This window comes from Phenylobacterium sp. LjRoot219 (assembly GCF_964252995.1).
In the GTDB taxonomy this organism is placed as follows: domain Bacteria; phylum Pseudomonadota; class Alphaproteobacteria; order Caulobacterales; family Caulobacteraceae; genus Phenylobacterium.
In genome coordinates this window covers 69966-92537 of sequence record NZ_CAXUQI020000003.1, presented here as the reverse complement: position 1 = coordinate 92537, position 22572 = coordinate 69966, and the positions used below count along the sequence as shown (strand labels likewise).

General features: G+C 66.9%; 23 protein-coding genes. 15 read left to right on the top strand and 8 right to left on the bottom strand.

The window, feature by feature from the left end:
* Positions 1–109: 109 nt before the first annotated feature.
* Genes ACSQ14_RS25265 through ACSQ14_RS25255 form a run of 3 tightly spaced genes read right to left on the bottom strand, consistent with a single transcriptional unit; the run spans position 110 to position 1964 of the window.
* Positions 110–1021 carry a ParB/RepB/Spo0J family partition protein gene (locus tag ACSQ14_RS25265; RefSeq protein ID WP_436017796.1) on the bottom strand — a complete coding sequence of 304 codons (912 nt, stop codon included), beginning with the start codon at positions 1019–1021 and terminating at the stop codon, positions 110–112.
* Positions 1018–1788 (bottom strand): ParA family protein, encoded by a 771-nt coding sequence (locus ACSQ14_RS25260; protein WP_436017794.1) that lies wholly within the window; start codon positions 1786–1788, stop codon positions 1018–1020. Before ACSQ14_RS25260 ends, ACSQ14_RS25265 begins: the two co-directional genes overlap by 4 nt.
* 41 nt (positions 1789–1829) lie before the next feature.
* Positions 1830–1964, bottom strand: coding sequence for a hypothetical protein (locus ACSQ14_RS25255; RefSeq protein ID WP_436017792.1), 135 nt, complete (start codon positions 1962–1964; stop codon positions 1830–1832).
* 359 nt (positions 1965–2323) lie between these two features.
* Between ACSQ14_RS25255 and ACSQ14_RS25250 the strand changes: the two genes are divergently transcribed.
* The 7 genes from ACSQ14_RS25250 (at position 2324) to ACSQ14_RS25220 (ending at position 9963) form a co-directional block, all read left to right on the top strand.
* The gene (locus ACSQ14_RS25250; RefSeq protein WP_436017790.1) at positions 2324–3544 is read left to right on the top strand and encodes a replication initiation protein; all 1221 of its coding nucleotides are present in this window, start codon (positions 2324–2326) and stop codon (positions 3542–3544) included.
* A 1701-nt stretch (positions 3545–5245) separates the two neighbouring features.
* Positions 5246–5527 carry a hypothetical protein gene (locus tag ACSQ14_RS25245; RefSeq protein WP_436017788.1) on the top strand — a complete coding sequence of 94 codons (282 nt, stop codon included), beginning with the start codon at positions 5246–5248 and terminating at the stop codon, positions 5525–5527.
* A 105-nt stretch (positions 5528–5632) separates the two neighbouring features.
* A complete protein-coding gene (locus tag ACSQ14_RS25240) occupies positions 5633–6835 on the top strand; it encodes an AAA family ATPase (RefSeq protein ID WP_436017786.1) in 1203 nt (400 codons plus the stop codon).
* A 94-nt stretch (positions 6836–6929) separates the two neighbouring features.
* A complete protein-coding gene (locus ACSQ14_RS25235; RefSeq protein ID WP_436017784.1) occupies positions 6930–7922 on the top strand; it encodes a ParB/RepB/Spo0J family partition protein in 993 nt (330 codons plus the stop codon).
* 90 nt (positions 7923–8012) lie between these two features.
* A complete protein-coding gene (locus ACSQ14_RS25230) occupies positions 8013–8411 on the top strand; it encodes an MbcA/ParS/Xre antitoxin family protein (protein ID WP_436017782.1) in 399 nt (132 codons plus the stop codon).
* 2 nt (positions 8412–8413) lie between these two features.
* Entirely contained in the window at positions 8414–9106 is a 693-nt protein-coding gene (locus ACSQ14_RS25225) for an RES family NAD+ phosphorylase (RefSeq protein ID WP_436017780.1), read from the top strand.
* A 314-nt stretch (positions 9107–9420) separates the two neighbouring features.
* Positions 9421–9963 carry a MucR family transcriptional regulator gene (locus tag ACSQ14_RS25220; RefSeq protein WP_436017778.1) on the top strand — a complete coding sequence of 181 codons (543 nt, stop codon included), beginning with the start codon at positions 9421–9423 and terminating at the stop codon, positions 9961–9963.
* A 27-nt stretch (positions 9964–9990) separates the two neighbouring features.
* Here the strand turns inward: ACSQ14_RS25220 and ACSQ14_RS25215 are convergent, their stop codons facing one another.
* Positions 9991–10302 carry a hypothetical protein gene (locus tag ACSQ14_RS25215; RefSeq protein WP_436017777.1) on the bottom strand — a complete coding sequence of 104 codons (312 nt, stop codon included), beginning with the start codon at positions 10300–10302 and terminating at the stop codon, positions 9991–9993.
* Between the two features lie 158 nt (positions 10303–10460).
* Between ACSQ14_RS25215 and ACSQ14_RS25210 the strand changes: the two genes are divergently transcribed.
* On the top strand, positions 10461–10763 hold the full coding sequence (locus tag ACSQ14_RS25210) for a hypothetical protein (protein WP_436017775.1): 303 nt from the start codon (positions 10461–10463) through the stop codon (positions 10761–10763).
* A 1194-nt stretch (positions 10764–11957) separates the two neighbouring features.
* Positions 11958–13877, top strand: a complete 1920-nt coding sequence (locus ACSQ14_RS25205; RefSeq protein WP_436017773.1) for a PHA/PHB synthase family protein — start codon at positions 11958–11960, stop codon at positions 13875–13877.
* A gap of 364 nt (positions 13878–14241) precedes the next feature.
* On the opposite strand, the gene ACSQ14_RS25200 is transcribed toward ACSQ14_RS25205, so the two are convergent.
* Genes ACSQ14_RS25200 through ACSQ14_RS25190 form a run of 3 tightly spaced genes read right to left on the bottom strand, consistent with a single transcriptional unit; the run spans position 14242 to position 15217 of the window.
* On the bottom strand, positions 14242–14544 hold the full coding sequence (locus ACSQ14_RS25200) for a glutathione binding-like protein (RefSeq protein ID WP_436017771.1): 303 nt from the start codon (positions 14542–14544) through the stop codon (positions 14242–14244).
* A complete protein-coding gene (locus ACSQ14_RS25195; RefSeq protein ID WP_436017769.1) occupies positions 14541–14936 on the bottom strand; it encodes a glutathione S-transferase N-terminal domain-containing protein in 396 nt (131 codons plus the stop codon). Before ACSQ14_RS25195 ends, ACSQ14_RS25200 begins: the two co-directional genes overlap by 4 nt.
* Positions 14936–15217 carry a hypothetical protein gene (locus tag ACSQ14_RS25190; RefSeq protein ID WP_436017767.1) on the bottom strand — a complete coding sequence of 94 codons (282 nt, stop codon included), beginning with the start codon at positions 15215–15217 and terminating at the stop codon, positions 14936–14938. Before ACSQ14_RS25190 ends, ACSQ14_RS25195 begins: the two co-directional genes overlap by 1 nt.
* Before the next feature lie 74 nt (positions 15218–15291).
* Between ACSQ14_RS25190 and ACSQ14_RS25185 the strand changes: the two genes are divergently transcribed.
* Together ACSQ14_RS25185 and ACSQ14_RS25180 are read left to right on the top strand one after the other, a co-directional pair.
* Positions 15292–15522, top strand: a complete 231-nt coding sequence (locus ACSQ14_RS25185; protein WP_436017765.1) for a hypothetical protein — start codon at positions 15292–15294, stop codon at positions 15520–15522.
* On the top strand, positions 15519–16169 hold the full coding sequence (locus ACSQ14_RS25180; RefSeq protein ID WP_436017763.1) for a cytochrome P450: 651 nt from the start codon (positions 15519–15521) through the stop codon (positions 16167–16169). The genes ACSQ14_RS25185 and ACSQ14_RS25180 overlap by 4 nt, the downstream gene beginning before the upstream one ends.
* A 108-nt stretch (positions 16170–16277) precedes the next feature.
* Here ACSQ14_RS25180 and ACSQ14_RS25175 read toward each other — a convergent pair whose 3' ends face one another.
* The gene (locus ACSQ14_RS25175) at positions 16278–17315 is read right to left on the bottom strand and encodes a MucR family transcriptional regulator (RefSeq protein WP_436017761.1); all 1038 of its coding nucleotides are present in this window, start codon (positions 17313–17315) and stop codon (positions 16278–16280) included.
* Positions 17316–19288: 1973 nt separating this feature from the next.
* Between ACSQ14_RS25175 and ACSQ14_RS25170 the strand changes: the two genes are divergently transcribed.
* The 4 genes from ACSQ14_RS25170 (at position 19289) to ACSQ14_RS25155 (ending at position 22461) form a co-directional block, all read left to right on the top strand.
* Entirely contained in the window at positions 19289–20647 is a 1359-nt protein-coding gene (locus ACSQ14_RS25170; protein WP_436017759.1) for a sensor histidine kinase, read from the top strand.
* 291 nt (positions 20648–20938) lie between these two features.
* A complete protein-coding gene (locus ACSQ14_RS25165) occupies positions 20939–21508 on the top strand; it encodes an NUDIX hydrolase (RefSeq protein WP_436017757.1) in 570 nt (189 codons plus the stop codon).
* Between the two features lie 15 nt (positions 21509–21523).
* A complete protein-coding gene (locus ACSQ14_RS25160; RefSeq protein ID WP_436017755.1) occupies positions 21524–21943 on the top strand; it encodes a GreA/GreB family elongation factor in 420 nt (139 codons plus the stop codon).
* An 83-nt stretch (positions 21944–22026) separates the two neighbouring features.
* Positions 22027–22461, top strand: a complete 435-nt coding sequence (locus ACSQ14_RS25155) for a hypothetical protein (RefSeq protein WP_436017753.1) — start codon at positions 22027–22029, stop codon at positions 22459–22461.
* Positions 22462–22572: the final 111 nt, after the last annotated feature.

The following is a 22572-nucleotide window of genomic DNA, read 5'->3' as shown; positions in this document are numbered from 1 at the left end:
TGGCGCGCCGGCCGCCGGCGTACAGCTCGCCCCCGCAGGCGCGCACGATGGGTCGCAATGTCATGGGAGCTCCAGCAAACCGAGAGGCTATTGCCGGAACCGCCCTCCCCTAGCCTTTCGGCGGCCGAACGCGCCGGATGCTCAGCGTCGCCACGGCGACGGACTGAAGCTGATCCGCTCCCTCGAAGCGCACCCAGGCTTCGCCGTCTCGAAGCGGCGGCCGCCGCAGCTCGAGCAGGCCGGCGCGGCCCTCGGACATAACCTCGACCTGGCAGGCGCCTGCGTCCGTGACGCGCGCCCGTCGGGGTCGCGACTCGCTGTTGCGCTTCGCCGCACTCGCAGAGCCAGGCAGATCCACTGGAGGCGCGGTCATACGGGCGGCGAGATCACGCGCCTCCGCCTGGGTGACGCTCGCGCCCGATCGGCCGCTCAGCCACGCTTCCGTCGCTTCTGCGTCGGCCTTCCAAGCGCCGAACAGGGAGTAGAGCGTCCTGGCTCCAAGCGCCGGCGCCAGCCGCTGAAGCACAGGCGGCATCCGTTTCACCGCCGCCAGCATGGTGATCACGTCCGTCGGCTGGCGAAGCGCGCGTGCGATCTCCGCCTGGCTGAGGCCCAGGCCGAGCAGTCGCTCGACGCCGCGGGCGCGCTCGGCGGTGCTGAGCGCCGTGCGCTGATCGTTCTCCAGCACCTGTTCGATCAGGACCTCGGCCTCGCTGGCGTCGCCGCCGCGGACTAGCGCGCTGACCTCGACCAGGCCGGCGAGGCGCGCCGCGCGAAGACGCCGCGCGCCGAACCGGACCATGTAGCGCCCGTTCGCGTCGGCCGGCCGCACGACAATCGGTTGAAGCAGGCCGTGCCGACGCACCGTCTCTGCAAGGTCGCGAAGCTCGCCCTCGTCGAAGATTTCGCGCGGTTGCTGCGGATCCTCATAGATCAGGTCGGGCGGCAGCCGAAGCACGCCCTCGTCGGCGCCGAAGGCGGCGTTAAGTTCGGCGAAGGCGTCGAGAAAGTCGCCGCTCATGCAGGACCTGGCAAGTTGTCGAGGCGCTGCTTCATCGTCGCGAGCACGCGGCGAATCTCGCGGCCAGCCTCCTGAGCCGCAGTTTTGCGGATCATCCACACCGGCGTGCGCAGGTCCAGCGCCTCGGCGTAGCCCTGGCGCTGGGTAAGCACGCCCTGTCCTGGATACATGATCCGCGCGCCTTGCTGCCGCAGCAGCGCTTGCAAGCTGTCGCGCTGCCGAGGCGACTGGCTCTGGAACCGCGACGGCAGCAGGCCCAGGAAATCGATCGGCCGGCCCTGCCGCGCCGCCTTTTCGACGCTCCCCTTCTGGGCCAGCAGCTGTTTCACGCCCTGGAGCGCGTAGGTCTCCAGGTCGATCGGCGCGATCAGGCTCGTGGCGACCATGAGGGCCGCATAGTTTCGGCCGCTCCAGGTCGGGGGCGTGTCGATGACCACATAATCGAACCCGCCCGCGACCCGGTCGAAGGCTGTTCGGAACGCCGGCACCGTGCGGGTCAGCTGGGCGTCAACCGCATCGAGCTCTCGGTCTCCCGCCAGGATCGTCACACCAGGATGAGGCTCCACCTGCACGTCTGGCTTGAAGAACAGATCGGCGCTGGATCCTCCCGGTCGCGCATTCGACAGCGTGTAGGAAGCGTTCGCCTGCGGATCGAGGTCGATGACCAGCACGCGTGCGCCCGATTCCGCCAGGAACCAGGCCGCATGCACGGCGAGCATGGTCTTGCCCACCCCGCCCTTCTGGTTGTTGATCACGAGCGTCTTCATCCGGATCCCCGGTCGAGCTTGGCCTTGGATCGTGACCAGACTTAGCCGCGGCCGAATGGTCCGTCCCGCAAGCGGCGCTCGTAGAGCTCGCGACCCGGCCGGGGCGGCGGCGCGATGATGGCGCCGAGAAACGCAAAGCCTGCGAACGCGCAGACGATGATGAAGATGGCCTCCATGGCGCAGCCTCCTGGTCGGCGGCGCGGCAGGCTCGACGGTTCGGGGTGGTGGACGCAAGCGATCTGTTTGGTCGACCAAACGCGGCGCGGCTGGGTCTCTATTCCCCCGTGAAATTCTTGAACGACGCCCGCTGCGTTCAGCAGCGGGATTTCTAGATTCCTCGATTCAGATTCAGGCCGGTAAATCTGAAGCCTGTCCAAACGCTTAGCGTCGCTCACCTGACCGGACGGGGGAGTGTTCCTGACCCGTTGGGGGTAAGATCCTGACCGGTTGGGGGCGGATGCCTGACCTGCTGGGGTTATCCTGACTTCTGGGGGCCCAGCGCCGCCAGGTCTGTACGCTGGCCGCCTATCCTGACTTGCCATTCAATCCGAGGTCAGGAAAGATTTTACCCTCACCGCGGGGATTCGGGCTGCAAGAGATCGACGACAGCACAGACGCCGAGGACGGTCCGGAGGAGACTCCGGGGCGGGCGATGCGTGCTGCGCACGCGTTGCAGGCCCGGGACGGCGATGAGTTCGCCAAGCCGGGCACCCTTGTCGAGGTCCGGTTTGTCAGAGGGCAGTCGCTGAGCCTGACCGCAGCCCGGTTGCTCGCGCTGATGATCCTGACAGCCGGCGGCGACGCCTGGCGTCCGGTGGCGCACCGGATGCGAAAGGCGGATATCCGTCGAGGGCATAAGGGCAATGAGCGGATCGCCGACATGCTCGAGGAGCTCCATCGGACGCTCTTCGCCGTGGACGACCTTTCCTGGCGCGGCCGCAAGGCCACCAAGCGCTTTCCGCTGATCCAGTCTTCGCGCGAGGAGGCTGAGGAGGAGGGCGGCGAACGCGGCTGGATCGAATGGGAGTTCACGCCGGACGCCCGGCGACTGATCCGCGAGTCCGAGACCTATGCGGTGCTGAACCGCCAGGCCGTCCTCGGCTTTCGGTCGAGTTATGCGCTGCGACTCTACGAAATGGGCGCCTTGCGGATCCACCGGAGGCAGTCGGTCTGGCGCGGCGACATCACGGCGATCCGCGCGGCCTTCGGCATCGCCCCGGAGCTCTACAAGGACTACGCGCAACTGCGTCGCAAGGTGCTGGAGAAGGCCAAGGCGGAGATCGACCAGCTGGCGCACTTCACCGTTGAGTGGCGGGAGATCCGCCGCGGCCGCGCTGTGGTCGAGCTGGAGTTCAATTTCCAGGCGAAGAGCGCCCCCGCCCAGCTGACGACGGTCGAGGAGAATGAGCGCCATGCGGCGGGCCGCCGCGCGCGCCGCGAGAACGCCGTCGAGGTGGTCGTGGAGGACGCCCCTCCCCGCCTCGCCGCAGGCCCGGCCGCGGCAAAGCCGGCGACAACGCCGCCCAGCAGGACCACGACCAAGGCTGCCGGGTTTCCCGAAGGGAGCCTGAGGTACGCCGAAGGCCCCTTCGGCGATATCGCCCGCGACCATGGCGGCGGTTGGGACAAGGACATCATCGCCCAGGCTTATCGCGAGCAGATGGGCGATCGATTGCCGGGCCTCACCGGGGCAAAGCTCGTGAAGTCCTGGACTGGTTTCTGCCAGGCGTTCGCGACGCGGAGAGGCCGTCCCTAGGCCCGAATTGCACCGGTGCAATTCCGGTCTGTTTCGCCCGGCTTCCCTACGCACCGAGCCCCTGGACACCCGCGTCGGCGTGGCGATTGCACCGGTGCATTTCGTCCTCCCGCCGCGTCGGCTCGGCCATTGCGGAGCGAGCGCGGCGGCGTCGAACTCTGCTTGGTGCCAACCGCTTTCAGCAGCTCCGCGAGTCGCTTGACGGCCCCCGTTACATTGCCGTCTAGCCGATCCTGATGGTCCAAAGCTCCGGTCTGGAGAGGTCAACATGGACGCCGGAGAGAATGGATCGTCAGGTCTTCGGGACACAGCGTGCGAACCGGCCACGGCGAGATGCGTAAAGTCGTGAGGCGGGCCAAGCTTCGGTCGACCGGCGAGCCCGGCGCAATCGCTCGTGAGCTCGCAATTGCACCGGTGCAATTGACGCTGGGTGATACGCCCCCAAATGGTCAGGATAGGCGGCCCAGGCGTCACCTCGATAGTGGTCACGGCCTGCCACGCGCGGATCGCGGACCTTCCACGCGAGCGGGCAACGGAGCGCAATTGCACCGGTGCAACTGCGCCGCCGACCAGTCAGAACAGGCGATCGGCCGGCCGGACGACGTCATGCGGTGATCGCAAGCGTGTGCCGCCGCCGAGAGAAAACGGCGGCTGGCCGGAGCGTATCGGCAGAGCTTGGGGCGCCGGATGAGTTCCTGAAGGCGCAATTGCACCGGTGCAATTTCACCTTCTTGCCTTCGATCGTTGGATAAGGCCCACGCATCCCAGTTCCCGTCGCTGAGACCATGAAACGCGCGCAGTGGACCGGACGCTCGGCGCTGAAAAGCGCCAAGGCGCTACACAGGAGGGCCTGTGCGCTGATCGGGCAGCGGGAATTGCACCGGTGCAATTCCCGGCCCGGCGTCTGCTTGGCGCGACGTGAACCCTGCCCCCAATCGGTCAGGATAGGCGGTCCAAAAGTCGGCCTAGTCGAAATTGGCCAGGGCTTCGCGCGCGTGGATCGATGCCGTCGAGCGAAATGGGCAGCGGTGCGCAATTGCACCGGTGCAATTGCGCCGCCCGGCCTCAAGGGACAGGAGATTGGCCGGAGGACGACATCATGCGACGATTCCTGCATGTCCCGCCGCCTTCAGACAACGAGGCGGGCCGGAGCGTATCGGCAGCGCCTGAGGCTCCGTGAGCGCGTGAAGGTGAAATTGCACCGGTGCAATTTCACCCCCTCCTGGCCTTCCATGGAGATATGGCGCGCGCATCCCCCGGCTTCCGCCGTTGAGAGCACGAGCGCGCTGTGGGCCGGATGCTCGGTTTAATAAGCGCCAATGCACCGCCGAGGGGGCGGGACGCGCGTAACGCAAGCCGACCAGACAAGGCAGGGCAGGGCCGGGTGAGGCGGAATTGCACCGGTGCAATTCCCGGCCCGCGTCCGCCAGACGCGACTTAAACCATGCGCCCCCAAAAGGTCAGGATGAGGCTTCGACGCCATCCATCATGCCTCCAGGGCTGACCATGGCTCCGCCCCGGACGGCGGCCTGGACATAGATCAGAGGTGACGCCCAGCGAATTGCACCGGTGCAATTGCCCTTGGGAGGCGAGCCTGCTGCTAGGCCGTTGGGTATCGGGGAGGGGCTTGACCGCGCCCCCACAAAACGATGGCCAAGGGGACGCTCTAACAGGGCTTAGGCGCCGCGCAGTGGAGTTCCTATGGTCGCAATTGCACCGGTGCACTTCTGGGCCATGCGGCGGCCGCCGGTGAAGCTGTGCGCGGCGATCCGACGACGAATTGCACCGGTGCAATTCGGCAGTGCCCCCCTCGGCGGGGAGCCGCGAATCGTGGTGCGGTTCCTGCTCGGGAAGGCGGCGCGCGCCGCCGCCGCGCAAGGGCGGTCCATGATCGCGTCAAATCCGGCCAACCGCCCCCAGGAGGTCAGGTCGGAGACTCGCCTGGCCCGCAGAATCGCGATCTTGCTGGGCTCGCAGCGTTAACGCGGCCTTTAGGAAGCGCAATTAGAGCCAAGGGGGCGCGACTTTCGAATTTTGCGGCGATGCCGGCGGATTTTCGAAAGTCTGGTTGCTGCGGAAGGAACGAAGATGTCGAACCTCGCGGAGGTGCAGGCCTCCTCGCTCGCAGGTCCGATCGCCCAGCTCTCCCGGAGAGCCTCGGCTGTCGTGGCCAATCTCCGCGACGGCGCGCGTGCGGCGCGCTCGGGAGCGCGTCGTGAGCCCACGTTCTCGATCGGCGAGGCCGCGGATCTCGTGGGCCGGACGCCGGCGGCCATTCGAGAGGCCGAGAAGGATGGCAGGCTGCCGCCGCCGCCACGAACAGAAACCAACCGGCGGGTCGGCTACACCCTGGCCCAGGTCAACGACATGCGCGGCGTGTTCGGCACCCGGCCGTGGCGCGCCCCGGACGACCCTTGCTCGGTCATCGCTGTCCAGAACTTCAAGGGCGGGGTCGGCAAATCGACCCTTTCGGTCCACCTCGCGCAATACCTGGCCATACAGGGCTACCGGGTAGCGCTGATCGACTGCGACAGCCAGGGCTCGGCGACGACGCTGTTCGGGTATGTCCCGGACCTCGATCTGACCGAGGATGACACCCTCTATCCGTTCCTCCGGCATGACGACATGCGCTCGCTGGACTACGCGCTGCGCGACACGCACTTCGATGGGCTCAAGCTGATCCCGGCGAACTTGCGGCTGTTCCAGTCGGAGTATGAGCTGGCCGCGCGCATGGCGCGCGGAAGCGGGCGGCTCCTTGACCGTCTCGCTCAGGGCATCGCCTCGATCGCCGACCAGTTCGACGTGGTGATCCTCGATCCGCCGCCGGCGCTGGGCGCCATCTCGCTCTCGGTGCTGCGGGCGGCCAACGCCCTGGTCGTGCCGGTCCCGCCCACCGTCATGGACTTCTCGTCGACGGCCGCCTTCCTGGCCATGCTTGACGAGACCCTGGCCGAGCTCGCCTCGCATGAGCTTGCGCCCGAGCTGAGCTTCCTGCGGGTGGTGGCCTCGAAGGTGGACGAGAACAAATCCATGCAGCGGGAACTGCTGGCGCTCATGCGCCAGGTGTTCGGCCTGTCGATGGTCCGCACCCCGCTGAAGGATTCCGCGGAGATCGACAACGTCACGGCCCGCCTGATGACCGTCTATGAGCTCGACAGTCCGATGACGAGCAAGTCCGTGCGGGACCGCTGCCTGACCTACCTGAACGGCGTCAACGCGGAGCTCCTCGTCGACATCCGTTCGACCTGGCCGAGCCACGTTGAGCGGCTTCGGAAGGAGGGTCTCGCATGAGCCGTGAAGCTCGAAATTGCACCGGTGCAATTCTGGTTCGGGGGAAGGGACGATGAGTTCCAAGAACCGCGGCTTCGCCGCTGGTCTGGCGGGCGTGCTCGAGGAGGCGGCGCCTCAGTCCGACGCCCCGACCAGGCTGGGAATCGGAACCCTGGCCGGCCGTACGAACCGGCTGGCGGAGCTGGCGTCAGGCGCCTTGATCTCACGCGCTGTCGAGTTGGTGGATCCCGTCCGGTGCCGGATGTGGAGCGAGCACAACCGCGACTACGCCAAGCTCGACGATAGCCGCTGCGCGGACCTGATCGAAAGCTTCAAGGCGCAGGGGCGCCAGGAAGTGCCGGCCATCGTCAGGCGGGTGCGTGGCGATCCCGACTTCGACTTTGAAGTGATCTGCGGCGCGCGGCGCCATTGGACGGTCAGCTGGCTGCGGGCGAACAATTATTCGGACTTCCGCTTCCTGGTGGAGGTGCGCGACCTCAGCGACGAGGAGGCGTTCCGGATCTCCGATCTGGAGAACCGCGCCCGGGAGGACCTGAGCGACGTCGAGCGGGCCCGGGACTACCTCCGGGCGCTGGAGCGCCATTACGGCGGACATCAGAAGTCGATGGCCGAGCGGCTTAATGTCTCCGAGGCCTGGCTCAGCCGCTACCTGGACCTGGCGCGCCTGCCGGCGGAGCTGCTCGGGGCGTTCCCCGATCCGCACGCGCTCAGGATCAAGCACGTGACCCTGATCAAGCCGCTGCTCAAACCGGACGATCGCGCCCGCCGGGTCCTTCAGCGTGCAGCGGAGCTGGCGGCGACGAAAGGGGAGGGGAGTGTTCTCTCGCCTCAGGACGTGATCCGCGACCTCACGGCGGCCGCCGACGGCGCCCCCAGGAAGTCAGGATCCCCCAAGAAGTCAGGATCGGCCCCCGCGCAGGTCATGAGCTCCGCATCTGGGGCTCCCGTCCTCCGCGTCGACGCCCGCAAGCGCAAGGAAGTGACTGTGACGCTGCTACTGGCTGCGGGCGCGACCCGGTCCGAGGCCGAGGCTGTCCTTGGCCAACTCCTCGACGCTCATTGGCCGGCCAACGCCGCCGCGGACTAAGGCCGAGACAGAGAGAGCGGAGGACGCCCCGGGCGCAGTCATTGCACTTTTGCAGTTATTGAGCTATTTACTGCAAAAGTGAGATCGCAAATGCCTGCCGCTCAACCGCAGCATCGACCCGACCTTCGTGACGTCGACCCGGTCAAGGCGTTGGCCGGCGCCTTCCTGATCCTCGAGAGGTGGGGCGTGTCCGCAGAACAGGCGCGCGTCCTTCTCGGCTCGCCAGCCGAGCGGACCTTCTTCTCGTGGAAGTCGGGGAGGGCGGTACGCGTGCCCGCCGACACCCTTCGCCGGATCGGCTACCTGGCCGGCGTCTACAAGGCGCTTCACATCGTCTACTCGGACCGCGAGCTTGCGGACAGCTGGGTCCATCGGCCGAACGCTGTCTTCGGCGGCCAGACGCCGATGCAGCGGATGCTCGCCGGCGACGTGACCGACCTCGCGGCCGTGCGAGCCTATCTGGACGCTGCGCGCGCGCCCTGGAGCTGAGCTTGGTCACCCGTCGTGTAGCGTGGACGCGCGGGTGGCGCGTCATCGCATCCAGGTATCCCCCGATCGATCTTTTCGAGGGGCTGACACAGGACCCTGCAATCTGGGACGCCCTGATCGAGCTGGAGCAACTGACCAATCCGCGCATCCGCGACGAGATCGGCGCCATTAATCTTGTCCCGCCTGAAGACCGGATCGTCGGGCCGGGCGCGAGCTACGTCATGGCCGCGTTCACGCACCTCAATCCAAGGGGCTCGCGCTTCAGCGACGGCAGCTATGGTGTCTACTACGCCGCCCGCGAGCTGGAGGCCGCCATCGCCGAGACCATCCACCACTTCGAGATCTTCGCCCGTGACAGCGGCGATCCGGTTCGGACCGAGGCGATGCGCGTGCTTGTCGGTGAGGTCGACGCGGACTTCGAGGAAGTCGGCTCCGTCCCCGAGCCCGATCGCAGCGCCATACTGCATCCGCAGAACTATGCGGCGTCTCAATCCTATGCCGCGGCGCTGCGCGCCGACGGCGCGATGGGCCTGGTCTATCCGAGCGTTCGTCGCGAGGGCGGAGAATGTATCGCCGCCTTCAAGCCGAAGGCGGTGCGCATCCCGCGGCAAGAGCGGCATCTGCAGTACCGATGGAACGGATCGCGCGTTGATCGTTACTTCGACCACTCGATCGATCAGTGGATCATGCTGTAGCGATCATCGAAGAGCGGATTCGCCGTCCGGCGTTGAAAGCGCGGCCTTACGCAACTTCTTGAAGATTCGTGCGGGGCCTTGGCTTCCTCCGCAGCCAGTTGCTTGATCGAGGGTTGCTGGTCTGTCCCCGGGTGGGCGCGACCGGTTCGGCCCCGTTGAATGCGGTCAAGCGTCCACCTACTAGCGCTGCAATCTCCAGAAAGGGGTTCGCTGTAGCGCCAAACCCTTCCTCCTAAGTAATACGTTGACCAGGTAACCGATTTAGTCGCCTGTCTGGGATATCGTTGAAGCGGGTTGTGTGGAGGTTTTCTACGGTGTCAGAGGACGTTGATCTTCGGAAGTTGGTGGCGGACGTCGCGGCGGCTTATTTCAGCAACAGCCACGTCACGCCGACGGATATCCAGACCGTCATCAATCAAATCGCCAGCAGCTTGTCCGCGGTCGGAACAACGCCTGCCGTTGAAGCATCATCGCCGGAGGCGCCGGAGCAAATCCAGCTCACGCCCGCGCAGGTTCGCAAGTCGATCACGCGGGATGCGCTGATCAGCTTCGAAGACAACAAGCCGTACAAGACTCTGCGTCGCCATCTGGCGGTGCGGGGCCTCAGCGCCGAGCAGTACCGGGAGAAGTGGGGCCTGCCGAAGGACTATCCGATGGTCGCGCCGTCCTATAGCGAGGCGCGTTCGAAAATGGCCAAGGCGCTGGGGCTAGGCGCCCGGCTTAATCAGGCCCGCACGCCGCCGCCGCCCGCGCCGCCGCCCGCTGCGCCGGCGAAGGCCGCAAAAGGCCGGCGCGCCAGCCCAGCGGCGCCCCGCCGAGGCAAGGCGGCGTCGAAGAAAGCGGGCGAGGGGGCCTGACGCCGCCCTGAGCCGCTTCTCGCGCTGTCAGACGAGATGCGGCTCAACGGCTGCGTAGATCTCAGCGTCAGGGTGATGTGCGGCGAGGTCGGCGTGTTCGGCCTCGCGCACGGCCCGCGCAATGTTCAGGCGCGTGAACAGCGCAGCGCCTTTCAGGCGCTCCGCAAGCTGTTCGGGCGCACGGCTGAGGTCATCCGTGACGCCCAGCCCTTCGATCTTCCGGCCGCGTTCAATGACGACCACGAAGTTGCCGGCGATCGGCCGATGCAGACCCGCGCCGGGCCAGCGGCGGAAGCGGTAGGCGGCTCCTGAGGCGCCAGGGACGTCGATGAAATCCATGGCCTCAGCATAGCTGCGCTTGGCCTTCAGACGAAGCCTCACGGCGTGCCGGATTAATCACGTTCGTTCGATGCAAAGAGCGCCGCCCTGTCTAGCGGCGGCCTGGCGATGGAACATCGGCCCTCACCGTCGGTTGGCGTCAGCGCCGCGATGCGCCCATGACCGCCAGCACGCCCGGGAACCACGCGGGCGAGCGGCAAGCCGGCGACGGGTCACTGGCACAGGCAGCAGTAGGAGGTTTCATGGTTGAAGTGACCACGCCCCGCGGCTCCGTCAGAGCGCCGGGCCATCAGGTCGTCAAGGCGCGTGACCGATTGTTCCGCCTGTCTCCCGAGCGCCGCGCCGTCGTCGCAGATCGCGCCCGTGCGGCGCTGGATCGGCGGGACAGCCGCCGCGCCGCGGCCATCGTCGCCGCCGCGGCCGCCTTGGCGGCGCTCGCGGTTCCTGTGGTGGCGCTGTAGCTGGTACGCAGGGCGGCTCGGTCGGCGTTCGGGAGCGACTGCCGCTGGCTGCGCCGCCTGCTCGGCCAGCTGGGGGACCTTCCCCTACCTTGATGTCTCGGCGCCAGGGTCGCTACGGAGAGCGGGGCGTGGGCTAAACCGAACTCCTGTGGAGGCCGCGCGACACCTGGGCTCGGCCCAAGAGCGGCTCTGGTCAGCAAGGGTCGCCCAGTCCTGACGCTCTCGTTCGATTAGAGATCTCCGCTTCGGGTCCAAGGCCCGATTGAGCAAGCCGGCGCAATAGCCGGCGTGCTTGCGATAAAGCATCGTCCGATCCAATGGCGTCTCCATCCCTGTCGCTCGCCCGGGGCGAGTCATTGTTTAGGCGGGATCTTATGCGGCGTTCGCGAGGTGTCTGTACGCTTCCGGACACTCGGCGCGACATCTCAGGACGGTTCAGGCGACGTCGGGGTGGCGCACTTGCAACGGGTCGAAAGCAGAGGTCGTTCGAGGCCGGCAAGCGCATCTTCGCTAAGCGCCGCATCCGGGGCCGCCGCGAAATGGCGAACGATCCATCTGAGAAACTCCCCAAACGTCCGCTGGCCGGGCTTTGACCGTGGAGAAGAGGGAAGCCTGGCGCGCGGGGGCTTTGAGGGTGCGCGCCAGGCTTCGCAGCCGACCGAGGGGGCGGGTGGTCGGGTGAGCCATATGGCTCATATATCGCATACCGCGTTCGCTGACGGTTGATCAAGCAAACAGCGATGCGCAGGCCTTCCCGTGTCAGTCGGGTGGGTTTCGCGAGCGAACGTCCGATTTCGGAAAGACCGTTGGCGCTCGGCGGCGCTGCCTGCGCTAGAGCGAAAAGCCCCCGGCCCCTGAAGGCCGGGAGCTTGCTAGGCGAACGAACGCGCTACCCGCGTGGGAGCGGATCGGGCGGCGGCTCATCCCCGCAAGGCGGCATAGTGCCAACTCAGCAAGCCCGCGGCTACGGTTAGGGTGCTCATAATGCGGGGGCTAAGCCGGCACGTTCCACATGCTGCGGGAAGAGGCGCCGGCAAGGCGCAAGTCGAGCGCGCCAGCGGGCTGGCGGGCCATGGAATTAAGGAGCTGAACTGCCGGGAGGGTGGAGCCAGGCCCGTTCGGCGACGCCTTAGATCCGAAGCGCGCGCCACGTTCGTCGACCCGAGTTCTGTCTGCGCGCGGACAGACGTGGCGTTGGACAAAGTCCACTTTGCTGCAGCGCAACATAGCGTGCCGCTGATCGGGCAGACGCCTTCAGCAGAAAGGTTTGTCGTGCCTGAAAATCCGGTCGAAACCCTGACGGTTCCCAGTTCGAAAACGACAAGGAAGCTCAAGGCCTCGCAGCTTGCGCTTGAACGTGAGGCGGCCAGCTTCGCGTCTCACGCTGCCTCCGCCGAGACGTTGATCCTGCTCGCGAACAAAGGTCCTGCCGCAAGCGATGGCCGAGCGGCCAGCCCGGCGCCATTCACGCCGCTGTTCAATCCCGACCCGCTGAACCTCTGGCCAGCGCTGTGGGACGGGTGCTGCGCGACCTTGACCTCGCCCCAGGCTCTGCAGTCCGTCACGACCGTACTGGTACAGACTGGGCTCGATCTCTGGACCGCGTGGCTCGGCGCGCTGGTCGGCGCTGAAGCGCCGCGCGACCGGCGGTTCAGCGAAGCGGCCTGGACTCAGCCTGGCTTCGACCTGCACCGCAGACTCTACAGCGCCGCGGGGGAGGGCGTGCGGGCGCTCGCCGGCGCGCTGCTGTTCACGGAACCGCTGCACGAGAAGCAGGTGAATTTCTTCGCGAGCGCGCTCGTGGACGCCGCGGCGCCGTCGAACTTTCTGGCGACCAACCCGGTGGCGATTGAGACCGCGCTGAACACGAACGGAGAAAGCCTGCTGCGCGGCGCGCGCAACTTCGCTTCGGATCTCGAACGCGGCGGCGGCAGGCTTGCGATCAGCCAGACGGATGCGAGCCGCTTTCAGCTCGGCGAGAACATCGCCACCACGCCAGGGAAGGTCGTGTTCCGCAACGAGCTCCTGGAGTTGCTGCAGTTCTCGCCGGCCACCGCGCAGGTTCACGCGGTCCCGCTGGTGATCATCACCCCGGTGATCAACAAGTACTACATCATCGACCTGCGGCCAGAGAACTCGCTGGTCCGGTGGCTCACCGAGCAGGGATTCACCGTTTTCGTCACGTCCTGGGTCAATCCCGACGAGGGTCTCGCCGACAAGGGCCTTGAAGCCTACATGCGTCAGGGCGTGCTGACGGCGCTGCTCAAGGCCATGGAGCAGACCGGGCAGCCGAAGGTCAACGCCGTCGGCTATTGCATTGGCGGCACCATGCTGGCCGCGACCATGGCCTACCTGGAGGCGCTGGAGATCGAATCCCCGATCGCCTCGGCGACCTTCTTCGCGGCGCAGCAGGACTTCAGCCGCGCCGGCGACCTTCAGGTGTTCTGCAACGACGCCTGGATCGCCGACGCCGAACGCCTGATCGATCGATCGGGCGGAATCCTGCCGGGACAGGCCATGGCGTCGGCCTTCAACCATCTGCGGCCGCGGGACCTTGTCTGGTCCTACGTCACCAACAACTATCTGCTCGGCAAGACGCCGCGGCCGTTCGACCTTCTATACTGGAACAGCGACGCCACCCGGCTGCCCAAGCGGCTGCATCTCGGCTACCTGCGCGAGTTCTATCAAAAGAACGCGTTCGCCCGCGGCGAACTGGAGATCGACGGCGTTCGCGTCGACCTGGGCAAGGTGAGGACGCCGGTCTACGTGCAGGCCTCCAAGGAAGATCACATCGCGCCCTTCGACAGCGTCTATCGCGGCGCGCGGCTGTTCGGCGGTGAGGTGATCGTGACGCTCGCAGGATCGGGCCACATCGCCGGGGTCATCAATCATCCCGCGGTCGGCAAGTACCAGCACTGGACGAACGCGGCGTTGCCGGAAACCGCGGAGGCCTGGTTCGCCGCGGCGGAGGAGCACCCCGGCTCGTGGTGGCCGCACTGGGCGGCCTGGCTCGCCCCGCACTCCGGCGAGATGGTCCCGGCGCGCGACCCCGCCGCCGGCCCGCTCGGGGCGCTGGCGGAGGCGCCCGGCGACTACGTCAGGGTTCGGGCCTGACGCAGTCCGCGGCGAACCCTTGAGCGGGCCGGCGATCGCCGCTGGCTAATCGCCGGGGCCGGGAACGGGCGCGCTCGTTCGCTGGCGGCTTACCTGACGATCCCCGCGATCGCGCAGCCGCTGGCTGCCAGCTTGATGTGAGCCGGCGATGCCCGACTCCTTCCTCTCCTGTACCCGTGAGGATCAGGCGACGGCGCAGCGCTTTGCGGAAGCCTTCGGGGCGGACTGGCCCGGTGACGGCGAAGCTGGGCGCAGGCTCTCGCGGCGACGGCGCTCACGACGGTGCACGGCGTGGGTGGGGAAACCCCTGGGCTGGCAGGCGTGCGGGGGCCCCGGGGAGTGGCACGTGCCAGATCGGACCTCGTTAGTCCGCCCCGGGCGCCGGACCATTCGCGCCGTAGTATGGACCGATCAGCCGCTCGCGGTTCTCCTCGGACTGGGATTCGATGCCCAACGTCCGCCCTCGCTGCACGGCCGGACGCGCTGAGACAGCGAAGAACCAGCGGGCGACGGACGGAAAATCGTCCAGGTTCTGACCATGCATTCGATGGTACCAGACCCAGCCCCACGAGGCGATGTCGGCGATGCTGTAGGCGCCGCCGGCCAGCCACGCGTTGGAGGCCAGGTGGCTCTCCATCACGCCGTAGAGACGCGCGCTCTCGTTCACGAAGCGATCCGTCGAGTAATCGTTGCCGGGCGGGGCGTAACGGCGGAAATGATGCGCCTGCCCGGCCATCGGGCCCAGGCCGCCCATCTGCCACATGAGCCAGCCCAGCGCCTCCGTGCGCGCGGGACCCGCGGGCGCGAGGAAGCGCCAGGCTTCTCCGCCAGATAGATCAGGATGGCGCCGGACTCGAAAACCGGCTGCGGACCGTCCGGCGCGTCGTGATCGACGATCGCCGGGATGCGGCCGTTGGGATTGATGGCCAGGAACTCGGGCTTCTTCTGATCCCCCTCCATGATGTCCACGGGGATGACCCGGTAGGGCAGCCCGCACTCCTCGAGCATGATGCTCGCCTTCCAGGTATTGGGCGTCGGCGCGTAGTAGAGGTCGATCATCAGAAATCCAGCGGCAGGTTGACGTGGCGCTGGTACACGCGGTCGCGGTGCTCCAGCAGGATGGGATCGAGCCCCGCCGCGAGTTCGGGCGTCAGATGGGTGTAATTCTCGCGCATGAAGTCCGGCATCAGGCACCGTTCCGGCTCGAGGGGCGAGACGAACAGCGACAAGGCCGCCCAGTGGATGTCGCAGGCCGAGAGCCGCCGGCCGACGAGATAGTCGGATCCGGCGGCCTTCTGATTGTGCAGTTGGGTGGCGAGCCCCTTCATGATGGAGACCATTCGCGGGCGCGCAAGCGATCGCCGCAGGGGTCACGCCGCGGTCGGTCAACCGGCTGCGCCCGAACATGTGCGCAGTGGTCGCCGACCTGCTGGATGAATGGGCTCCGAAGGGCGCCTTCGACTTCGTCGAGTTCGCCGGCCAGTTTCCGATCCGGGTCATGTTCGGCCTGATCGGCGCGGATCCGGCGGTGATCCCGAGCATCCAGAAGTCGATGGAGATCCATGGCGGCAGCTTCGATCTGGACCCGACCAGGATGGAGGAGATTGAAGGCGCCAGCATCTGTGGGGTTTTGTGGACGGATTGATTGTCGAGCGCGGCCCGAACGGATCGAACGACGATTTGCTCGACCAGCTCATCGCCGCGAACACCGCGGGCAGGCTCAGCGACACCGAGCTGCGGCAAATGCTTATCCTGCTGTTCGCCGCCGGTTTCGACACCACCAAGAACACCTTGAGCCTGATGCTGCACGCCATGATCGACCATCCGCAGATCTGGGCGCGCTGCGCGCAGGAACCAGCCTACTGCGCCAAGGTGATCGAGGAGAGCCTGCGCTTCGCCAGTCCGTCATGCACCTACCGCGTGGTGACGGAATCTATCGACTACCGGGACATCAGTCTGGCTGTGGGCGACATGCTGATCTTCCCGGTCAGCATCGCCGGGCGGGACCCCACCGCCTTCCCGGAACCGATGACGTTCGACCCGGAGCGCTCGCTCTCAAACCGGCATCTGGCGTTTGGCCGCGGCATGCATATGTGCCTGGGCCAGTTCATGGCCCGGGCCAATATCGAGGAAGGCGTGCACCTGATCGCCCAGCGGATCACAAATCCGCGGCTCGACGGCGAGGTGACGTGGCGGCCTTTCCCTGGAACCTGGGGGCTCAGGAGCCTGCCGGTGTCCTTCGACCCGATGCCTGGCAAGCGGCGACCGGAGCCCGAGGTCGCGCACGGCTGAGGCTAAGGCCTCTGTGGGCCGGGCGCACAGACTGGGCCCCGCGCTGGATCCGTGAGGATAAGCTGTTGACGCGGCTCAAACGCAGCAAGCGCCGCAGAGCGCCACCGGTTATGCGGTCTCGGAACGCCGCCCGAAGAGGCCGAGGCGACCCGGAATCCTAGCCCGAGCCGGTTTCGTTGCCGCCGCCGGTTCCCCCAACAGCGCCGGTGGCTCGGCCTCCCGCACCTCGGTCGGCGCCCGACGAGGTGGTTCGTGCGACGGCTCAATGGACGACGCTGCGGCCGTCGGCGTTGCCGCGTTCGTCGGAGCGCCGCTGGGTGCGGCCTTCTTGCCAAATCCAGAGCCGATTGCGGCGGCCGAGCGCGCGGCCGACAAATTGGCCGCCACCATCGGATAGTCCGGAGGCAGGCCCCATTTGGCGCGGTAGTCGTCGGGCGTCATCCCCCGGGCGGTGAGATGCCGCTTTAGTTGCTTATAGGGCTTGCCGTCCTCAAAGCTGATGAGAGCCTCAGGCGTCATCGATCGCTGGATCTGAGCGCTGGTCAGCGTTTCGACCGAGGTTGTCGGCGATGCGGGCGGCGGTCCTACGGCCTCCAAGTTGGAGCGCATGGCCATCGTGCCGGCCTCGCGTTGGATGGGGCTAACCGACGCCTGGGCGTAGGCCGCGGTTGGGGCGGCAGACAGGGGCGCCGCCTCGACGGGGCGAGCCGCGTTCCCTTCGCGAACGGTCGGCGGCTTCGTCGGGGCTGAAACGCGGCTCCCCAGGCCGATCGACCGAGCCATCTCCGCCCGAGCCTCGCTGTAGCTGGGCGCCGCCATGGGGTAGTCTTTCGGCAGCCCCCACTTTTCGCGGTATTGCTGCGGCGTGAGGCCCTTCGCAGCGAGATGCCGCCGCAGCGTCTTGTAGGGCTTATTGTCCTCGAAGCTGATGAGCGCGTCGCGCGTGATTGATTTGCGGATCTGAGCCGACGTGAGTTTCGGCGCGTCGGCTTCCGGTTCGGCGGGGTGCGTCGTCGCCACCCCGACAGAGCTCAGACTCGTCGCAATCCGGCTGATCACGGTGGGGATTTCCGGCGGTGTCACATGGTTCTTTGCGAAATACGCGGCAGCGACCTCGGCGACGAGGGCTTTAAACTCATCTGACAATGCGGATGCTCCGGTTTTGATAGTCGCCACGAACAGGAATGAAAGCTGTGAGTCAACGCGCCACGCGCTTGCCTCAAGACCTGGTCTAAAAGTGGCCACGGGCGAAAATGGGAGAGGGATGGCGCCAACATGACGGCGTGCGCAGAAACTCAGCCCTGGCCGCCGTCTTGCGTGATCAGCTGCGGGTCGCTTGCCGAGGAGCGGGCCTGCGCTGTAACGCCACGGAGAACTGATGGGGCTCGCCGCAACGATGTCTCGCTGCCAATCCTCTTGGTAAGCCCAGCGTGCCCCCGCGCGCCGGGGCGTTTAGGCAGTTATGGTGCACTGGGCCCCAGAAGAGCCGATGCAGCTCAGCGACGCAAACGTCCTTATCGTCGACGAGAGTGGCGCCGGCCGCGATCGACGGGCTCGCCGGACATCCTGAGAGCCGGTCGTGTTTCATGATCCTCTTCCGGCTTGGTTGGACAAAGCAGAGCGGGCTGCGCGCACGCTGAAGGCGACCACGCGACACGCGAGGGGAGCAGGACATTCGGTCTATGTCCTCCTGTTGTACGACGAGCGACGGGCGGAGCCCTGGGGCCTGTATGTCGGCCAGACGTCCCGCGACCCAGATTTGCGCTTCGACCAGCATAAAGCTGGGTACAAGGCGAGTGGAGCCGCCCGCAGGTTCGGCGTGCGCCTGCTTCCGGACCTCGTTCAGCATTTGAATCCGATGCGTCGGTGGGAATCGCTCGACCTCGAGGCCGCGCTGGCGGAGGCGTTCCGAGCCTTTGGCGTCTCGTGGGTGGAGGGCGGCCACTGAGGGATTATGGCGCAACCTCTGGCCTAAGGTGCGATAAGACCGGGGCACGCTCGGATCTCACAGCCCAAAGCGTCGGCACCTCTGTGCGCTCAGTCCAGCAATGCCCCATAGAGCGAAGGACGCCGCCACAGACCATTGCGATGATGGAGGCGGCGCCCGGACCCGATACCAGGCGAACGCGACGCCGGTCAGCGCCAGTACGCCGCCGAAGACTGCAAGCGCAGCCACATGTCGGATCGATGCGCCGCGCGGCGGCAGTCGAACACCGCTGATCATTTCGTCCTAACGCCAGAAACGCGCCGGGCGTGAAAAAGCCCGCCATCACAGACCTCAGGCGACTTCGCGCGCGGCTTGCGAACCCTGGGAGTCTTCGCCGCCAGCCTCCGCTGGCGGCCTGCCGCCTTGGCCGAGACCCATGCTCATTGCCAACGCTGAACACTTGGCGGCGGCCGCCAATGTAGCTTGTTCCGTGCGCCTGCCGCCGCGCGGCTGTTTGGCGGTGAGGTGACGGTCACCCTCGCTGGGTCGGGGCCCCGTCGCCGGTGTCATCAATCATCCCGCGCTGGGCAAGTACCAGCACTGGACGAACGCGGCGTTGCCGGAAACCCCAGAGGCCTGGTTCGCCGCGGCGGAGGAGCAGCCCGGCTCGTAGTGGCCGCATTGGGCGGCCTGGCTCGCTCAACGCTCCCGCGACATGGTCCCGGCGCGGGACCCCGCCGCCGGCCCACTCGGGCCGCTGGCGGAGGCTCCCGGCGATTACGTCAGGTGCGGCGAAGTTTGCGTTGCCGCCGCGCAGCTTGTCGACGCTCGGACTGATCTCGGCGTCCGTCGTCGAGCGTCCTGAATCGAAACCGCCGATCTGTCCAGGCCGGGACAGACGCGCCCGGGTTCGAGGTTACCTTCTGGGGATGGTGCACGGCGATCGACCTGGAACAGCAAAGGCTGGCTGGCGCGCGGTTCGACGCAAGGGGCCGTTTGACCGCCTGAACCTGCGAGGCGCGTGTGGAGCGCGCAGAAGCTCCCAATCCGCCGTGCGCCGCCGACCCGCAAGGTTTGCGGCGTCTCGGGCGGCAGGTCTCTGGTCGCCTGTTCAAGGCATGTGCACGACACGCGCGGGGTCGCGACACCCAGTCGAGGAGGCGGAGGAGATGCTGGACGCGAAGTCGGATAGGTGGGCCTCACGGTGAGGCTCGACCAGGAAATCGATCCCTGGCTCGACGTCTTGGACGAGCTGCCTGTAGCGGTGACCATCGTGGAGGCGCCCGCTGGCCCCTTCGTCTGGCACAACAAGGCGGCCATCCAGATCCTCGGGCTCGACTCCGTATCCTCGACGAGCCAGCCGCCGCCCCAGCACGGCGCGCTCCATGCCGATGGAAGAGCCTACGAGCTGCATGAGTACCCACTGTGGCGCTTGCTGCTCGAAGGCGCGGTTGTGAACCGCGAACCCATGCTCTACCGCCGCACCGACGGTCGTCTGCTGAGACTGGAGGTCAGCGCGTCACGCGTGCAACCTCAAGGGCGACAGCTCGGCATATGCACATTCCAGGACGTCTCAGCGGAATACGAAGCCCGACGTGACCTGACGGAAGCTGCGGAGCGCGTGGAGCTTGCGCTGCACGCCGGCGCCATCGTCGGCACCTGGATCTGGAACATCCCGGAGGATCTGATCACGGCAGACGAGCAATTCGCCCAGTCGTTCGGCCTCGATCCCGCACGCTGTCGCCTAGGCATGTCCTCCAAGGAGACGCTGGCGAGCGTGCATCCTGACGACTTGGCCGGCGTCGAGGCCGCCGTGGCGGACGCCATTGCGCGGGGTGGTCCCTACCGTCACCGTTATCGGGTGCGGCAGGTTGACGGCCTCTATCACTGGGTCGAGGCCAGCGGCCGGGCGGAACTGGATCCGGAGCGCCGGCCCGCGCGGTTCCCAGGCGTGCTTCTGGACATTGAAGCCTCGAAGCAAGCCGAAGAGACCCGCGATCTGCTCATGCGGGAAGTTGATCATCGGGCCCGCAACGCCCTTGCGATGGTGCAGTCCATCGTGCGCCTCACCGATGCCGCCGATCCCGCCAGGTTCCGCGAGGAAGTCATCGGTCGGGTGGACGCGATGGCCCGGGCCCAGGGGACCTTGTCCCGCAGCAACTGGGAGGGCGGCGTGCTCGCCGACCTCATTCGGGAAGAGCTCTCGACCTATGCGCCGGAGCAGCGGTTCGTCCTCACTGGACCACACCTCTCCTTGCCTGCCGACCAGGTGCAGCCATTCAGCATGATCATGCATGAGATGGCCACGAATGCGGTCAAGCATGGGGCGCTATCCACTGCGGCTGGCAAGGTGGAGGTCTCGTGGCGCAGCGACCCGGGGCGGAAAATCGAGCTTGCCTGGCGAGAGCGCGGCGGGCCGTCCGTTGAGCGGCCATCGCGCACCGGATTCGGCTCCCGTTTGATCGAACGGCTCACCCGGCAGCTGGGCGGCGCGCTTGACCTAGACTGGCGAGCCGATGGCTTGTTGGTGCGGTTGGTGTGGATCCCTTAGCCGATCCCGAGTCCGCAGCCGTCGTCCCCAGCTGCTTCGCCGGCCGCCGCCGCCGGCGGATGACCCTATGAGCGATTTGACATCCCTGGTCAGCTGTCCCATGGTCTCGCCGCTATGGGCGTTCATATGAACAACTTTAAGCGCGCGGACAGCATTCGCGCAGCGGTCAAAGAGTCGTAGCCCCGTACTCTTCCCGGCACGTCCGGACGAGTTCGGGGGCGACCTCTCGCATTCAACTCAAAACATCCCAAACATAACTTGGCGCTCGCTGGGCGGGCGCGGAGTAGGTCTATGTGGAAGACAAGTGACCGTCGCCGACCTTCGGGATCAGCGGGGTCGAGCCGTCAGCGCGCGCACGGCGAGGCGCGACGGCGTGGAAGCGGCGCGGCCGAGGGGCCGAACACGCAGCGCAGCCAGAGCGCGGCCGTCGCCTACTGTCGCGCCGAGACGGGTGAGCCGCGGGTCCTGCTCATCACATCGAAGCGCACCCGCCGCTGGGTGCTGCCGAAAGGTTGGGCCAAATGCGGGGAAGGCTTGGCGGCGGCGGCCGAGCGAGAGGCCTTCGAGGAAGCCGGCGTGATCGGCCGGGCGCTCAGCGAACACCCACTCGGCGAGTACGCGTACGAAAAGCGCCTCGGGCGTGGACTTGTCGGCTGCCGGGTGGCCGTTTTCGCCGTGTACGTCACAGCGATCGCGCCAGTCTGGCCCGAACGCGGGCAACGCGCCCTTCGATGGTGTTCCCCCGAACAGGCGGCGCGCCTGGTGCGCGAGCCCGCCCTTGGGGCGATCCTGGCCAGGTTCGATCCCCCGCACCGCGTCGACAGCCAGGAGCGGCTCCCTTTCGGATCCACGTCGAACTGAACCACGGAGAACCAGATGCCAAACCTCAATGACACGATGTTCGCGCGTCCCACTGTCTACGCGTCCGAGGCGGACGCTCTGGAGCTGCAGGCGTTGGCGAGCCACGCCGGTCTGGCGAACCCCGGGGGCGCCCTTCTGCGCGAGGAGGTCAATCGCTTCTCCGTCGGGGCGCCGGAAGGCCTCGATTTCGTGAAGCTCGGAAGCTGGGCCGCTTATCGCGATCTGCGTAGCAAGCGTGAAAGACGCGTCCGGATCGTTCGTCCTGAGCAGGCGAACCCCGAAGAAAACTACATCTCCGTGCTCTCGCCGCTCGGCGCGGCGCTCATCGGGCTGCCCCAGGGCGCAATCTTTCGCTGGAGCGCGCCGGACGGCCAGTTGCGGGCGGTGAAAGTCCTCGAGGTCCTCCATGAAGATCCCGTCGGCTTCGGGGCATGACCATAAGGCCTGTGTCGTGCGATCGCGGCCGCCGCTGAGTTCACCTGGCCGCTGAGGTTGTGGCTGAACCTTGAAGAGTGACGATGACAGATCTGAGCCTTCCCCGCTTGCCACGCCCGCAGATCCTGGTCTGCGCGCCGGAGCACGAGCGCCTCCTCGACGTCGTCTCGTCGATCGAACCCGCCACCCATGGCATGGCGTTGCTCTGGTGCGAGGTGATGCGGGCAAACGTCATCCCCGAAAGCTGCGCCCCGCGCGAGCTCGTTCGCCTGAACTCCCGGGTGCGCTACCGGGACGTCGTCACGCGCGAGGACTGCGAGGTCGTCGTCGCCCATCCGCGCGAGGCTGCAGGCGAGAGGGCAGTCAGGGTCGACAGCGAGGTCGGCGCAGCCCTCATCGGGCTCCTCCCTGGAGATGTCTTCGGATGGACCGACGCGCTGGGCCGCACCCGGTTGATCCGGGTGGAGAACGTCGCGCCTGCGCAAGCCAGGGTCGGCGCGGTCTCCGCCAGTTCCTGAGGCCAAGCGCGTTGACACCGCGCCGGCTCGACAACAGCATGCGGGCCATGCCGCTCTGCGCCGAAATTCTGATGTTGGAGGCCCGCGCAGGGCGTCTGGTCGCAGGCCAGT

Bases quoted from the DNA above. Each gene is read 5' to 3' on its own strand.
- ACSQ14_RS25265 (WP_436017796.1), bottom strand. From the start codon at position 1,021: ATGAGCGGCGACTTTCTCGACGCCTTCGCCGAACTTAACGCCGCCTTC.
- ACSQ14_RS25260 (WP_436017794.1), bottom strand. From the start codon at position 1,788: ATGAAGACGCTCGTGATCAACAACCAGAAGGGCGGGGTGGGCAAGACC.
- ACSQ14_RS25255 (WP_436017792.1), bottom strand. From the start codon at position 1,964: ATGGAGGCCATCTTCATCATCGTCTGCGCGTTCGCAGGCTTTGCGTTT.
- ACSQ14_RS25245 (WP_436017788.1), top strand. From the start codon at position 5,246: ATGGTCGCAATTGCACCGGTGCACTTCTGGGCCATGCGGCGGCCGCCG.
- ACSQ14_RS25240 (WP_436017786.1), top strand. From the start codon at position 5,633: ATGTCGAACCTCGCGGAGGTGCAGGCCTCCTCGCTCGCAGGTCCGATC.
- ACSQ14_RS25230 (WP_436017782.1), top strand. From the start codon at position 8,013: ATGCCTGCCGCTCAACCGCAGCATCGACCCGACCTTCGTGACGTCGAC.
- ACSQ14_RS25215 (WP_436017777.1), bottom strand. From the start codon at position 10,302: ATGGATTTCATCGACGTCCCTGGCGCCTCAGGAGCCGCCTACCGCTTC.
- ACSQ14_RS25210 (WP_436017775.1), top strand. From the start codon at position 10,461: ATGACCGCCAGCACGCCCGGGAACCACGCGGGCGAGCGGCAAGCCGGC.
- ACSQ14_RS25195 (WP_436017769.1), bottom strand. From the start codon at position 14,936: ATGATCGACCTCTACTACGCGCCGACGCCCAATACCTGGAAGGCGAGC.
- ACSQ14_RS25190 (WP_436017767.1), bottom strand. From the start codon at position 15,217: ATGGTCTCCATCATGAAGGGGCTCGCCACCCAACTGCACAATCAGAAG.
- ACSQ14_RS25165 (WP_436017757.1), top strand. From the start codon at position 20,939: ATGTGGAAGACAAGTGACCGTCGCCGACCTTCGGGATCAGCGGGGTCG.
- ACSQ14_RS25160 (WP_436017755.1), top strand. From the start codon at position 21,524: ATGCCAAACCTCAATGACACGATGTTCGCGCGTCCCACTGTCTACGCG.
- ACSQ14_RS25155 (WP_436017753.1), top strand. From the start codon at position 22,027: ATGACAGATCTGAGCCTTCCCCGCTTGCCACGCCCGCAGATCCTGGTC.